Genomic DNA, 14733 nt, shown 5'->3' with positions numbered 1-14733 from the left:
CCCCTGTGGACACCGGCATTCTGATCCTGCGTCTGCTGGTGGGACTGCTCGTCGCCGGCCATGGTGTGCAGAAGGTCAGCTCGCACCTGGGCGGCAAGGGACTCGAGGGCGGCACCGCGGAGTTCCGCGCCGACGGCTTCCGAGGCGGTGTCCTCACCGCTCTGGCGGCGGGTGGTGGTCAGATCGGCTCCGGCCTGCTGCTCGCCGCCGGCCTCCTGACCCCGCTCGCCGCGACCGGCGCCATCGGCGTCATGACCGTCGCCCTCACCGTGAAGTGGCGCCACGGCCTCTGGGTGCAGAACGACGGGTACGAGTACCCGCTCGTCCTCATCGGCACCGCCGCCGCCCTCGCCGCCACAGGGCCCGGCGCCTGGTCCCTCGACGCGGTCCTCGGCCTCACGCCGTACCCGCTGTGGTGGGCCGCCCTCGCCCTCGTGGCCGGTCTCGGCAGCGGCCTCCTCACCCGGCTCGTCCTGCACCGGACTCCCTCCGCCCCTGCGATCGCCGAGCGCTGAGCGCGCGCCGCACAGACCGGGTCCGGTCGCTCGTGCACCCCCGACCGGGCGGCCGGGCCCTTCCCACCCCTTCCCCATCAGGAGCACTCGATGGACACCCTCACGACCCCGCACGGCGGCGGCCAGCCGCTGCTGCACCAGAAGGGCGCCGAGACCCAGGCGTTCGGCACGCTCAAGCAGCTGCCGATCGGCCTCGGCCACGACACCCGCATGTACGCCTGCCAGCGGCTCAACCGCGTCCTCGCCGACACGCAGATCCTCCACTCCCTCTACAAGAAGCACCACTGGCTCATGCGCGGGGCGACCTTCTACTCGCTCCACCTGATGCTCGACAAGCACGCGGAGGCCCAACTGGCCATCGTGGACGCGCTGGCCGAGCGGATCCAGAGCCTCGGCGGCGTCGCCGTCGGCGACCCGCGCCACGTAGCGGAGCTGACGGCGATCCCCCGTCCGCCGGACGGCGTGGAGCCGGTGCCCGTCATGCTTTCGCGGCTCCTCGACGCGCACGAGCGGATCCTGATCGACACCCGCGATGCCGCCGCCCGGCTCTCCCAGGAGGGCGACGAGGGCAGCGCCGACCTGCTCGTCTCCGACGTCATCCGCACCGGCGAGGCGCAGGTGTGGTTCCTGGCCGAGCACCTCGTGGACACCCCTCTGGTGCACGGCTGATGGACACGTACGACGTCGTCGTGGTCGGCGGCGGACCGGCCGGCGAGGTCGTCGCCGGCCGCGCCGTCGGCGCAGGGCTGACCGCCGTCGTCGTCGAGGCCGAGGCGGTCGGCGGCGAGTGCTCCTACCGCGCGTGCGTGCCGAGCAAGGCCCTGCTGCGGCCCGGCGCCGCTCGGGCGGAGGCCCGCTCGGTCGACGGGGCCCGGCAGGCGGTCACGACGGCACTCGACCCGGCGCGCGTCCTGGCCCGCCGAGACCGCTTCACCGGGCGGGGCGACGACACCGGCCAGGCCGACTGGCTCGACGGTGCGGGCGTCGCGCTCGTACGGGGGCACGGGCGGCTCGCCGGCGAGCGCCGGGTGGAGGTGACCGGGGCCGACGGCACGGTCCGCACCCTGGGGGCCCGGCGCGCGGTCGTGGTCTGCACCGGCACGGAGCCCGCGCTCCCACCGGTCGAAGGGCTCGACCGGATCGGCGTCTGGACCAACCGGCAGGCCACCACCGCCGACGCGGTGCCCGCACGGCTCGTCGTCATCGGCGGGGGAGTGGTGGCCTGCGAGATGGCCACCGCGTGGCGCTCGCTCGGCGCCTCCGTCACGCTCCTCGTCCGCGACCAGGCCCTGCTCACCGGCTGGGAGCCGTGCGCCGGCGAAGAGGTCACCCGGGGGCTGGGCGATCTGGGCGTCACGATCCGCTTCGGGGTGTCGGCCGTCCGGGTCGCCCGTGACGGGACCACTCGTACCGTGACCGTGGAGACCGACGACGGCACCGTCCTGGTCTGCGACGAGGTCCTCGCCGCCGTGGGCCGTCGCCCGCGCACGGCCGACCTCGGCCTGCAGACCGTCGGACTGCCCGTCGGCGACTGGCTTCCGGTCGACGACACCTGTCGGGTCACCGCGGTCGAGGGCGACTGGCTCTACGCCGTCGGCGACGTGAACCACCGTGCGCCGCTGACCCACATGGCCAAGTACCAGGCCCGCGCCTGCGCGGCGGCGATCGCCGAGCGAGCCGCGGGGCGCCCGGCCGTCACCGGAGGCCGGCAGCCGTGGAGCGCGGAAGCCGACCACGTCGCCGTCCCGCAGGCCGTCTTCACCCGTCCCGAGGTCGCGAGCGTCGGTCTCACGGAACGCGCCGCACGCGAAGCGGGCCTCGCGGTACGCGCGGTGGAGTACCGCATCGACGACGTCGCAGGTGCCGCACTCCACGCGGACGACTACCGCGGCCTCGCGAAGCTCGTCGTCGACGAGACCCGAGGGGTCGTCGTCGGCTGCACGCTCACCGGTCCGATGGCGACCGAACTCATCCACACGGCCACCGTGGCCATCGTGGGTGAGGTCCCTCTGGAGCGCCTGTGGCACGCCGTGCCCGCCTTCCCGACGGTGAGCGAGGTCTGGCTCCGGCTCCTGGAGGCGTACGGCCTCTGAGGCCTGCTCCCCTTCTCCCGACCCGGGTCCCGTCCGCCCGGCCGGCGCACCCCCCGCTCGACCGAGCACACCCCCACGCTTCCCCACCCGACAAGGAAGACACCCACCCATGCAGCTCACGAGGCGCACCCTCGCCCTCGCCCTGCCCGCCACGCTGGCCGCCCTGATCGGCGCCGCACCGGCGAGCCACCCGGCCGCGGCCGACACCGACCGGCACGACCCCAAGCCGACGATCGTCCTGGTCCACGGAGCGTTCGCGGACGCCTCCAGCTGGAGCGGCACGATCCGGCGGCTGCAGCACGCCGGCTACCCCGTCCTGGCGCCCGCCAACCCGCTGCGCGGTCTCGCCGCGGACACCGCCTACCTGCGCGGCGTGCTGGCCGCCGTCGACGGGCCCGTCGTCCTGGTCGGCCACTCCTACGGCGGCGCCGTCATCAGCGGCGCCGCAGTGGGCAACAGCCGTGTGAAGGCCCTCGTCTACATCGCCGCGTTCACCCCGGACAAGGGGGAGAGCGCGGCCGGTCTCGCCGCCAAGTTCCCGGGCTCCACCCTCGGCGACACCGTGAACCCGCGGTCGTACCCGCTGCCAGGCGGTGGCACCGGCACCGAACTCGTCATCGAACGAGCCAGGTTCCACGGACAGTTCGCCGCCGACGTACCCGCCGCCGAAGCGGCGGTCATGGCCGCGACCCAGCGCCCGGTCGCCACCGCCGCGCTGGAGGAGAAGGCCGGCGAGGCGGCCTGGAGGACGATCCCGTCCTGGGCGCTGATCGCCACCGCGGACAAGAACATCCCGGCCGCCGCCGAACGGTGGATGGCCCGGCGTGCCGGTTCGCACATCACCGAAGTGGACGCGTCCCATGCAGTGGCGGTCTCCCGCCCGGCCGTGGTCACCCACGTGATCCTCGCCGCCGTGCGGGCGACCCGCTGACGCTCCGACCCGCGTACATCCCCTGAAGGAGAGCTCCTCATGAAGAACCGTCCGGTCCTCGAACCCGCCGCCCAGGCCTTCGCCGACGCCACCGCCCAGCCGCCGTACCTCTACCAGATTCCCGTCGCCGAAGGACGTAAGGCCGTGGACGACGTCCAGAACGGTGAGGGCGTCGCCCTGCCGGACGTCGACGAGGAGTGGATCACCGTCCACGGCGGCCCGACCGGCGACGTCCGCGCCCGGATCGTCCGCCCCCGCGGCGCCACCGGCCCGCTCCCCGTCCTCCTCTACATCCACGGCGCGGGCTGGGTCTTCGGCAACGCCCACACCCACGACCGGCTCGTCCGCGAACTCGCCGTCGGCACCGGGGCGGCCGTGGTCTTCCCCGAGTACGACCTGTCGCCCGAGGCGCGGTACCCCGTCGCGATCGAGCAGAACTACAGCGTCGCCCAGTGGGTCGCCCGCGAGGGGCACCACAAGGACCTCGACGGCACCCGGATCGCCGTGGCCGGCGACTCCGTCGGCGGCAACATGACCGCCGCCCTCACCCTCATGGCCAAGCAGCGCGGCGACGTCACGCTCGTCCAGCAGGTCCTCTTCTACCCGGTCACGGACGCGAGCTTCGACACCGACTCCTACCACCAGTTCGCCGAGGGCTACTTCCTGCGCCGCGACGCCATGAAGTGGTTCTGGGACCAGTACACGACCGAGGATGCGGAGCGCGCGCAGATCACGGCCTCGCCGCTGCGCGCCACCGCCGAACAGCTCACCGGCCTGCCGCCCGCCCTCGTCATCACCGCGGAGGCCGACGTCCTGCGCGACGAGGGCGAGGCGTACGCGGCGAAGCTGCGGGCCGCGGGCGTCCCCGTCACCGCCCTGCGCGTCCAGGGCGTCATCCACGACTTCGTGATGCTGAACGCGCTGCGCGAGACGCACGGCGCCGAGCTCGCCATCGGCGTCGCCGTCGACATCCTGCGCAAGGCCCTCGCATGACCGGGCCCTCCATGAGCATGCCGGTCGCGGGCCTCGTTCCCGCGCCGCGGCGGGAACACGAGCACGCCGACCTCCTCGTCCGTAACGCCAAGGTCTTCACCGGTGACTCCGACCGCCCCGAGGCCCGTGCCGTTGCGATCCGCGACGGCCGGATCGCGGCCCTCGGCGACGACCACGACCTCGCCCACCTCGTCGGGCCGGGGACCAGGGTCGTCGACGCGCTGGGCCGACGGGTGATCCCGGGCCTGAACGACTCGCACCTGCACGTCATCCGGGGCGGCCTCAACTACGTCCTGGAGCTGTGCTGGGACGGTGTACGAAGCCTCCGCCACGCCCTCGCGATGCTGCGCGAGCAGGTCGGCCGCACACCGAAGGGGCAGTGGATCCGGGTGGTGGGCGGCTGGACCGCCGAGCAGTTCGCCGAGCGCCGGATGCCGACCGTCGCCGAGCTGAACGCCGCCGCCCCCGACACTCCGGTGTTCGTCCTGCACCTGTACCAGTCGGCCCTGATGAACCGGGCCGCGGTCAAGGCGGCCGGGTTCACCCGGGATACCCCCGACCCCCGAGGCGGGCAGATCGTCCGGGGCCGGGACGGCGAACCCAACGGCGTCCTTCTCGCCGCGCCGAGCGCTCTCGTCCTGTACTCGACGCTGGCCAAGGCGCCGGCCCTCGACGAGGCCGACAAGCGGACCTCGACGCGGCACTTCCTGCGCGAGCTGAACCGCTTCGGACTGACGTCCGCGGTCGACGCCGCCGGCGGCTTCCAGAACTTCCCCGACAACTACGCGACGGTCACCGACCTCGCCAGGTCGGGGGAGCTGACCCTCCGGATCGCCTACCACCTCTTCCCGCAGACGGCCGGGCAGGAACTCGCCGACCTGAAGCGCTGGACCGAGATGGTCAAGCCCGGGGACGGGGACGAGTGGCTCCGGCTGAACGGCGCGGGTGAGAACCTGACCTGGGCCGCCGCCGACTTCGAGAACTTCTCCGAGCCCCGGCCCGAGCTCGCCGCGGGCTACGAGACCGAGTTCGAGAGCGCCGTACGGCTCCTGCTCGAGAACGGCTGGGGTTTCCGCCTCCACGCGACCTACGACGAGACGATCCGCCGCGACCTGGCCGTCTTCGAGAAGCTCGCGTCGGAAGGGCTCTTCCCCGGAGGCAACCGCTGGCTCTTCGACCACGCCGAGACCGTCTCGGCAGGCAGCCTCGACCGGATCGCTGCCCTCGGCGGCGCCGTCTCCGTCCAGAACCGCATGTCCTTCCAGGGCACGGCCTTCCGCGACCGGTACGGCGCCGAGGCCGCCGCCCACACCCCGCCGGTCCGGGCCATGCTCGACCGCGGCCTGACGGTCGCCGCCGGCACCGACGCCACCCGCGTCTCCTCGTACAACCCGTGGGTCGCGCTCCACTGGCTGGTCACCGGACGCACCGTCGGCGGCACCGCGCTCCGTCCGGCGGGGAACCTGCTCGACCGGGAGACCGCCCTCGGCCTCTACACCCGGGGCGGAGCGCAGCTCACCGGCGAGCAGGACGTCAAGGGAACCCTGCGGGAAGGCTCGTACGGTGACCTCGCGATCCTGTCCGACGACTACCTCACCGTGCCCGAGGACGTCATCCCCGACATCGAGTCCCTCCTCACCGTCGTCGGCGGCCGCATCGTCTACGCGACGGCCGAGTACGAGGGTCTCGACGAGGCTGTGCCGCCGGTGACCCCCGAGTGGAGTCCCGTGGCCCACTTCGGCGGCTACCAGAGCGGTGCCCGTCAGGCCTCGCTCGTGGCCGAGGCCGTCGCCGAGTCCGAGCAGCACCGCCGGTGGCGCGTCGCGCGCGGCTCCGTCCCCGACACACAGCCGTCGTTCGTCGACCCCTGCTTCGAACACTGAAAGAGACCACACGATGAGTACAGCCGCCCCGGTCGCCGACGGAGACGACGCCCCGGACGCCCCGCCCGGACGCCGTTTCGAGCCGGACCTCCGGTCGATGACACGGATCAACCTGCGCCCCATCGCCTCACCCATGCCGCTCGGCTTCTTCACGATCGCCATCGCGTCCGTGATGACGGGATGCCTCCAGCTCGGGATCCTCGGGGAGGAGGCCCGGGCCGCCGTCGCCTACACCGTGCTGCCCGCCTTCGTCCTCCAACTCCTGGTCAGCTTCCTGGCCTTCGGCGCCCGTGACGTGATCGCGGCGACCCTGATGGCGGTGTTCGCCGGCAGCTGGTTGCCCTACTCGCTCATCATGCTCAGCGGCGCGGCCGACGGCCTGAAGGTCCTCGGCGTCTTCAACCTGGCACTCCTCTGCTTCGGAGCGCTGATGACCGCCGTGACCGGGCCCAAGCGGGCGCTGTGGCTCGTCCTCGCGGTGTCCCTGCCCCGCTGGGCGGCCACCGGCCTCGCGGGCGTCACCGGCGCCGAATGGCTGACGCGCACGTCCGGGGCGCTCGGCCTGCTGGTGGCGGTCGTCGCGATGTACACGGCGTTCGCCCTGATGCTCGAGGACATGCGCAGCGAGCAGGTCCTGCCCATCGGCCGCAGCGGCCCCGCCCACCTCGCCGTCGAAGGCGACCTCGCCGTCCAGCTCCGCAACCTGGAACGCCAGGCGGGCGTCCGCCGCACCCTCTGACCGCAGCCACCGCCCCCGTCACACACGACCGCACAGGAGCACCCATGGAACCCCGAGTGACCGACCGGCCCGAGAAGTCCCGGTACGAGATCCTCGCCGGCGACGACGGCACCGAGACCGCGGGCTTCGCCGAGTACCACCTCTCGGACGGCGAGATCGCCTTCATCCACACCGAGACCGATCCCCGGTTCGCCGGCCGCGGCCTGGGCGGCCTGCTCGCCCGCGGCGCCCTCGACGACGCCCGGGTCCGCGGGCTGCGCGTCCTGCCGTACTGCCCCTTCATCCGGGGCTGGATCGGCAAGCACCCCGAGTACGCCGACCTGGTGCCCGAGGCGCGCCGCCCCCGCTTCGGCCTGTGAACCACCCCACCCCCGCCTTCCCCGTCCATACTCCGAGGAGTTCCTTCATGGCGCGACACGCCCGCCCCACCGTCGTCCTGGTCCACGGCGCCTTCGCCGACGCCTCCGGCTTCGCCCGCGTCATCCCCGAGCTGACCGCCGCCGGCCTGGAGGTGATAGCCCCGGCGGTGCCCAACCGCAGCCTCGTCGACGACGCCGCGTACATCGCCTCCGTGGTCCGTGCCGTCGAAGGCCCCGTGATCCTGGTGGGGCACTCCTACGGCGGCGCCGTCATCACCCTCGCCGGTACGGAGGACAACGTCCGCGCCCTGGTGTACCTCGCGGCATACGCGCTCGAGGAGGGCGAGAGCCTGGGCGAACTGCAGGGCCGCTTCCCCGACTCCGGTCTCGCCGACGCGCTCGTCCACACCCCGTTCCCGGTGGCCGGCTCCAGCGAGACCGGCACCGACGTCTCGGTGGCGATCGACCGGTTCCCCGCCCTGTTCGCGGCTGACGTCGACCCCGACCTCGCCGCGGTGCTCGCCGTCTCCCAGCGCCCCCTGGCCGCGCGGGCCTTCTCGGAGGCGGCGCCGGTCGCGGCGTGGAAGACCAAGCCCTCGTGGGGCCTGGTGGCCTCCGCCGACCGCACGATCAACCCCGACGTGGAGCGTTTCGGCTACCGGCGGGCCGGCATGACCACCGTCGAGGTCGACTCCTCGCACCTGGTCATGCTGGCCCAGCCCAAGGCCGTGGCGGAGCTGATCATGGACGCGGCCCGGTCCACGGGGCACTGATCCCACCCCGATCCGACGCTTGAACATCGAACGATTGGTCTCTGTCGTTCGAACGCTGTAGCTTTCCGAAACGCCCGCCGAGAACATGCGGCGGGCGATCGGAGGAAGCACACCCATGAGGTTCGGCGCGAGGCTCGCGCTCGCCGTCATCACCCTCGCCGTCACCGCCACCGCCTGCGCCACCCCGCAGGACGGCGGTTCGCGCTCGCACACCACCGCGGACTGCGCACCGTACGCCCGGTACGGCAAGCACCCCGGCACCGAGGTCACCGTCTACGCGGAGAACCGGGACCGGGAGGCCGATCTGTTCGAAGAGACCTGGGCGGACTTCGCGGACTGCACGGGAATCGACGTCCAGTACGAGGGGGACGGGGAGTTCGAGGCGCAGATCCAGGTCCGGGTCGACGGCGGGCACGCGCCCGACCTCGCCTTCTTCCCCCAGCCCGGTCTTCTGGAGCGCTTCGCGCGGACAGGGAGACTGAAGCCCGTGAGCGCCGGGGTCGCGGCCCTCGCCAAGCAGGGCTGGTCGGCGGACTGGAACAGCTACGCGACCGTGGACGGCACCCTCTACGGCACGCCACTCGTCGCGAACGTGAAGTCGTTCGTCTGGTACTCCCCGAAGTTCTTCCGCGACCGGGGCCTGAGCGTTCCCCGCACATGGACCGAGCTGACGGCCGTGACCGAGAAGGTCGCGTCGTCGGGCGTCAGGCCGTGGTGCGCGGGCATCGAGTCCGCCGAGGCCACCGGCTGGCCCGTGACGGACTGGATCGAGGACGTCCTGCTCCGCCAGCAGGGCGCGCACGTCTACGACCAGTGGGTCGCCCACGAGATCCCGTTCGACGACCCCCGTGTGATCAAGGCCATGGACACCGTGGGGTCCATCCTCAAGAACGACCGGTACGCCAACGGCGGTTTCGGTCCGGCCCGGTCGATGGCATCGATCTCCTTCCAGGAGGCCGGCACACCGGTCCTCTCCGGCGACTGCGCGATGCACCGCCAGGCCTCGTTCTACGCCGACATGTGGCCGAAGGGCACCGAGATCGGACCGGACAAGGACGTCTACGCCTTCCTCCTGCCAGGGGCCGACCCGGCAAGCCGCCCTGTACTGGGCGGCGGGGTCTTCACCGCGGCGTTCGCCGACCGTCCCGAGGTGCGGGCGTTCCAGGAGTACCTGGCCTCCGCGGACTTCGCGAACGCGCGGATGAAGAAGGGCCCGTTCGTCTCGGCGCACAGGGGCGTGGATCCGGAGAACGCCGCGACCCCCGTCGACCGGCTCTCGATCCAGCTGCTCCAGGACCCCCGGACACAGTTCAGGTTCGACGGTTCGGACCTGATGCCGGCGTCGGTCGGCGCCGGGACGTTCTGGAAGGGGGCCGTCGACTGGATCGGCGGCGCGAGCACCCGGCAGGTCGCCGAGTCCGTCGAACGGTCCTGGCCGAGCCACTGATGTCGTTCGACGCCGTCGCCCAGCAGCCCAAGCTGCTGTACCTGTTCCAGGGTGTCGCCGCCTTCGCGGCGGTGGTCGCCCTGATCCTGCTCGCACTGCACCGGGGGCCGGTGCGGAGGAGGGCCGCGGCCCTGATCCTGCTGGCCCCCGCGCTGCTGCTGCTCGCGGTCGGTCTCGTCCTGCCCGGTCTGCGCACTCTGGCGCTGTCGTTCACCGACGGCGGGGGCGGCACATGGGCCGGCCTCGACAACTACGTGTGGATGTTCACCGACCACCGGGCGCTGGTGGCGCTGCGCAACACCCTGGCGTGGGTGGTCCTCGTGCCGCCGGCGTCGACCGCGGTCGGTCTGCTCTACGCGGCGGCCGTCGCACGGTCGCGGTTCAGAGCGTTCGCGCTGTCCCTCGTCCTGACGCCGATGGCGATCTCCTTCGTCGGCGCGGGTGTCGTCTGGAAGTTCGTCTACGCCTACCGTCCCGCGGAAGCCGGGCAGATCGGGCTGCTGAACCAGTTCGTCGTCGCGCTCGGCGGCGAACCGAGGCAGTGGCTCGTGGACTCCCCCTGGAACGTCCTGTTCCTCATCGTGGCGATGGTGTGGACGCAGGCGGGCTTCGCGGCCGTCCTGCTGGCCGCCGCGATCAGGGCCGTACCCGCGGAGCTGACCGAGGCCGCCCGGCTCGACGGCGCGTCCCCCCGGCAGATCTTCCGGCGGATCACCCTGCCGTCGATCAGGCCCACGCTGCTCGTCGTGCTCCTCGCCCAGGGGATCGGCACCTTCAAGGCCTTCGACATCGTCAAGACCACGACCGGCGGACAGTTCGACACGGGCGTCCTCGCCCACGAGATGTACGACCAGGCCTTCCGCTACGGCGAGACGGGCCGCGGCGCGGCGCTCGCCGTGCTCCTCTTCCTCCTCGTCACCCCCTTCGTGGCCCACCAGGTCCGGGCGCAGCGGAGGACGGGGTGAACGGCGTCCGGGAGCGTCTGACCTCCCGCGCCTTCACAGGGGTCGCCGTGGTGATCGCGGTCCTCTGGACGACGCCGACCCTCGGTGTCCTGCTCTCCTCGTTCCGTCCCGAGGACGAGATCAGGACGACGGGCTGGTGGACCCTGTTCGGTACGCCGCACCTCACGCTCGACAACTACGGCGATGTGCTCTCCGGCGGCGGGAACGGGGCGGGGCGGCTCGCGGAGTACTTCGTCAACTCCGTCGTCATCACCGTTCCCTCGGTGCTGTTCCCGCTCGTCCTGGCCTTCCTCGCGGCGTACGCCCTGGCCTGGATCGACTTCAGGGGGCGCGACGCGCTCGTCGTCGGCATCTTCGCGCTCCAGGCCGTGCCGCTCCAGATGGCACTCGTCCCGCTCCTGAAGCTCTTCTCCCAGGGCTGGCTGTTCCTGCCCGCGTGGCACCTCACCGGTCCCGCGCGGTTCGGCCAGGTCTGGTTCGCCCACACGGCCTTCGCGCTGCCGTTCGCGGTGTTCCTCCTGCACAACTTCCTGGCCGGGCTGCCCCGGGACCTGATCGAGGCCGCCCGCGTCGACGGCGCGTCGCACGGGACGCTGCTGCTCCGGATCGTCCTGCCGCAGGCCCGCCCGGCGCTGGTCGGCTTCGCCGTCATCCAGTTCATCTGGGTGTGGAACGACCTCCTCGTGGCCCTGACACTGTCGGGCGGAACGGCCGAGACCGCGCCCATGACGGTCCGACTGGCGAGCATGGCCGGGACCTACGGCAACGAGTGGCAGCGACTCACCGCGGGAGCCTTCGTGGCGGCGCTCGTCCCGCTGCTCGTCTTCTTCTCCCTCCGGCGGCACTTCGCACGGGGACTGCTCGCCGGATCGGTCAAGGGATGAGCCCCGACCGGCCCGAGGAAGAGGGCACGGCGACGGAGCTGAGCAGGCCCGGGCTGCGGGGCCGCGAAGCCGAACTGGATCGGCTGCGCGCCCTGGCCGAGACGGTGCGCGGCGGCGAGGGAGGAGCGATCGCGCTCCTCCTGGGCGAGCCCGGGATCGGGAAGACCGCGCTGCTCCAGGAGGCCGTCTCGCGTGCGCGGGCCCACGGATTCCTCGTCAGCCATGGACGGGCCGAGGAACTGCACGAACTGGCGCCGCTCGCCTCGCTGGCCTCCGGCCTCCTGCACGGTGACCCGCCGCTGCTCTCCGGCACGGACCTCGCGGACCTCGCCGGCCACCACGACCAGCGCATCTGGCTCGTCGAACGGCTCGCCCAGCTGATCGAGGAGCGCTCGGCGGGCAGGCCCGTACTGATCGCGGTCGACGACGTCCAATGGGCCGACCCGCTCAGCCGGTTCGCCCTGAGCGTCCTGCCGGCACGGCTGCTCAGCTCCCCGGTCCTCTGGCTGCTCACGAGCAGGGAGGACCCGGAGCTCTACGGGCAGGGGCCGCTGACGACGACCCTCCCTCTGCGGCCGCTGTCCGAGACGGCCCTGGCCGAACTGGCACGGGACGTCCTCGGCGGGGACGTGCCGGCGCGGGTCGGGGAGCTTCTCGACGGGGCGGGCGGCAACCCCTTCCTCGCGGCCGAGATGCTCTCGGGCATCACGGCGACGGGCGCGGACGGGCCGGAGCCGCCCGAGCGGCTGGTCCTCGGCGTGCGCGGCCGACTGGCCGACCTCCGGCCGGACACCCTGCACTTCCTGCGGATCGGCTCGGTCCTCGGCCGCGCGTTCTCGCTCGCCGACGCCGCCGCCCTGTGCGGCCGTTCCGCCTCCGGACTCAGCGCCGAAGTGGACGAGGCGATCGCGGCCGCCCTCCTCCACGACGACGGCGAACGCCTCCTGTTCCGCCACGACCTGCTCCGCCAGGCGGTGTACGCCGACCTCGCCCCCTCCGTACGCCGGGCACTGCACCGGGAGGCCGCGAGCCGTCTCGTCGCGGCGGGCCGGAGCTCCGCCGACGCGGTCCCGCATCTGCTGAAGAGCGCCGAACCCGGCGACATGGAGGCGATCGGACTGCTCGGCACAGCCGCCGAGGACGTGATCGCCGTGATGCCCGACCTCGCCGCCGATCTGGCCGTACGGGCCCTGGAACTCGTACCGCCCCGTGCTCCCATGGCGTACGACGTGGGAACACGGGCCATCGTCGCGCTGACCCGCGCGGGCCGGTACACGCAGGCACGGGACACCGGCGACGCGCTGCTCGCCCGACAACCGCCCCTGGACGTCTTCGCCCGGCTGCAGTGCGTACTCGGCGACACGCTGTGGCACCTCGACGACGTCCACGAGCTGACCCGCCGCACGACGACGGCGCTGGCAGCCGTCACCGACCCGGCGATCCGGGCCCGGCTGACCGCCCGGCAGGCCCTGGCCCGGTCCCGCGGGAGCGACCTCGGGGCCGCTCGCGAGACCGGCGAACGGGCGCTCGCCGAGGCGGAGCGGGCCGGTGACCGGGAGGCCCGCGTCCTCGCTCTGTGGGGTCTCGGCGAGATCGCGCTCAACGCGGGCGACTGCGCCGCCGCCCTCGAACACCACACGGCACTGAGCGTCTTCGACTCGGCCTTCCTCCCCGAGGAGGCCGTCGCCCTGATCCACATGGACGACTTCGACGCCGTACGGCGACTGCTCCGGACGGCGGGCGACGTCCCCCTGCGCCCCGCCATGCTCATCTGGACCCAGGGAACCCTGAACATGGGGCTCGGCCGACTCGACGACGCGGACGCCGACTTCGTCACCGCCGAGCGTCTCGAAGCGGACCTCCATGTGCCCGGCAACCTGGTCAACCTCCGCGTCAACCGCGGCCTCCTCGCGATGCTGCGCGGCGACCGCGACGCCGTGCGCGAACACCTGGACGTCGTGCGGGCGACCGTGGCCGACCGGCCGAACACGGGCAACCACGCCACGCACCGGTTCTTCGAGGCCGTCGTCGCCGACGCCGACGGCGACCACGCGGCAGCGGCGGAACTCGTCCGGTCCGTGCAGCGGGACCACCCCTTCCGCCGGTGGCGGCTCCTGCGCCCGCATGTCGTCCAGGCCGTGCACATCGCCCTGCGCGGCGGGGACCGGAAGCTGGCCGAGGACCTCGCGGCCCAGGCCGCCGAACACGCCGTGCGCAACCCCACCGTGCCGACCGCCCGGGGGACGGCCGCCCACGCGACCGCCCTCGTGAACGCCGACCACGAACTTCTGGAGCGGGCGGTGGGCATCCTCCTCACCGGCCCCCGGCCCCTGGCCCTCGCCGCCGCGTCCGCCGACCTCGGGCGCGCACTGCTGACCTCGGGCGACGCCGCCGCGACACCTGCCCTGACCAGGGCACACGACCTCTACGTCCAGGCCGGGGCCGACGCCGAGGCCGACCGGGTCCGGGCCGATCTGGAACGGGCCACACGCCGCCCGGGCAAGCGTGCCGGACGCCTCAGGCCGCGCACCGACCAGGGCTGGGACGCGCTCACGGCCTCGGAACGCAAGGTGGCCCGGCTCATCGCCGCGGGCCACACCAACCGCTCGGCAGCGGAGGCCCTCGTCGTCTCCCCGCACACGGTCAACACCCATCTCGCGTCGATCTTCCGCAAGCTCGCGGTGCGCTCCCGGGTCCACCTGGCCCGGATCGTCCTCGCGGAGGACGACGCCGGAACGGTCACCGGCGACTGATCGACCTCTGCACCCCCGTGCAAGGTGTGGTGCGCGGGACGACAACGCGAGGTGCGGGACCGGTCCTAGCGTGACGGGCACACCCCGCCGCTCCGACGCGCGGACCCGTCCACCCGAAACGAGGGAACCCCCATGCCGTACATCACCGTGGGCCAGGAGAACACCACCCCCATCGAGCTGTACTTCGAGGACCAGGGCGCCGGGCAGCCCGTGGTCCTCATCCACGGCTTCCCGCTCGACGGCCACTCCTGGGAGCGCCAGAGCGCCGCGCTGCTCGGCGCCGGCTACCGCGTGATCACGTACGACCGCCGCGGCTTCGGGCAGTCCTCGCAGCCGACCACCGGCTACGACTACGACACCTTCGCCGCCGACCTGAACACGGTGATGGAGACCCTCGA

General features: G+C 72.9%; 14 protein-coding genes. All 14 read left to right on the top strand.

Annotation, left to right across the window (positions count from 1 at the left end; genetic code table 11):
• Positions 1–5: 5 nt before the first annotated feature.
• Complete coding sequence (locus tag IE237_RS33010) at positions 6–515, top strand: DoxX family membrane protein (protein ID WP_189805840.1); 510 nt, start codon at positions 6–8, stop codon at positions 513–515.
• A 90-nt stretch (positions 516–605) separates the two neighbouring features.
• The gene (locus IE237_RS33005) at positions 606–1184 is read left to right on the top strand and encodes a Dps family protein (protein WP_189805839.1); all 579 of its coding nucleotides are present in this window, start codon (positions 606–608) and stop codon (positions 1182–1184) included.
• Positions 1184–2608 carry a dihydrolipoyl dehydrogenase family protein gene (locus tag IE237_RS33000; RefSeq protein WP_189805838.1) on the top strand — a complete coding sequence of 475 codons (1425 nt, stop codon included), beginning with the start codon at positions 1184–1186 and terminating at the stop codon, positions 2606–2608. The genes IE237_RS33005 and IE237_RS33000 overlap by 1 nt, the downstream gene beginning before the upstream one ends.
• A 109-nt stretch (positions 2609–2717) precedes the next feature.
• Entirely contained in the window at positions 2718–3539 is an 822-nt protein-coding gene (locus IE237_RS32995; protein ID WP_189805837.1) for an alpha/beta fold hydrolase, read from the top strand.
• A 39-nt stretch (positions 3540–3578) separates the two neighbouring features.
• Positions 3579–4532, top strand: a complete 954-nt coding sequence (locus tag IE237_RS32990; RefSeq protein WP_189805836.1) for an alpha/beta hydrolase — start codon at positions 3579–3581, stop codon at positions 4530–4532.
• A 17-nt stretch (positions 4533–4549) separates the two neighbouring features.
• On the top strand, positions 4550–6415 hold the full coding sequence (locus IE237_RS32985; protein WP_370468329.1) for an amidohydrolase: 1866 nt from the start codon (positions 4550–4552) through the stop codon (positions 6413–6415).
• Between the two features lie 13 nt (positions 6416–6428).
• Complete coding sequence (locus tag IE237_RS32980; protein ID WP_189805834.1) at positions 6429–7154, top strand: GPR1/FUN34/YaaH family transporter; 726 nt, start codon at positions 6429–6431, stop codon at positions 7152–7154.
• 44 nt (positions 7155–7198) lie between these two features.
• A complete protein-coding gene (locus IE237_RS32975) occupies positions 7199–7513 on the top strand; it encodes a GNAT family N-acetyltransferase (protein ID WP_189805833.1) in 315 nt (104 codons plus the stop codon).
• Positions 7514–7560: 47 nt separating this feature from the next.
• The gene (locus IE237_RS32970; protein ID WP_189805832.1) at positions 7561–8286 is read left to right on the top strand and encodes an alpha/beta fold hydrolase; all 726 of its coding nucleotides are present in this window, start codon (positions 7561–7563) and stop codon (positions 8284–8286) included.
• A 115-nt stretch (positions 8287–8401) separates the two neighbouring features.
• Positions 8402–9733 (top strand): ABC transporter substrate-binding protein, encoded by a 1332-nt coding sequence (locus IE237_RS32965; protein WP_189805831.1) that lies wholly within the window; start codon positions 8402–8404, stop codon positions 9731–9733.
• Complete coding sequence (locus tag IE237_RS32960; protein ID WP_189805830.1) at positions 9733–10698, top strand: carbohydrate ABC transporter permease; 966 nt, start codon at positions 9733–9735, stop codon at positions 10696–10698. The genes IE237_RS32965 and IE237_RS32960 overlap by 1 nt, the downstream gene beginning before the upstream one ends.
• Positions 10695–11582 (top strand): carbohydrate ABC transporter permease, encoded by an 888-nt coding sequence (locus IE237_RS32955; protein WP_189805829.1) that lies wholly within the window; start codon positions 10695–10697, stop codon positions 11580–11582. The genes IE237_RS32960 and IE237_RS32955 overlap by 4 nt, the downstream gene beginning before the upstream one ends.
• Positions 11579–14335 (top strand): ATP-binding protein, encoded by a 2757-nt coding sequence (locus IE237_RS32950; RefSeq protein ID WP_189805828.1) that lies wholly within the window; start codon positions 11579–11581, stop codon positions 14333–14335. Before IE237_RS32955 ends, IE237_RS32950 begins: the two co-directional genes overlap by 4 nt.
• A gap of 132 nt (positions 14336–14467) precedes the next feature.
• Positions 14468–14733 (top strand): alpha/beta fold hydrolase (locus IE237_RS32945; protein WP_189805827.1); only part of this gene is annotated, 266 nt, incomplete at its 3' end.

The organism is Streptomyces tanashiensis (assembly GCF_014648895.1).
GTDB lineage: Bacteria > Actinomycetota > Actinomycetes > Streptomycetales > Streptomycetaceae > Streptomyces > Streptomyces tanashiensis.
Note: the sequence above shows the minus strand (reverse complement) of the source record. Positions and strands in the feature narration are given on the sequence as shown.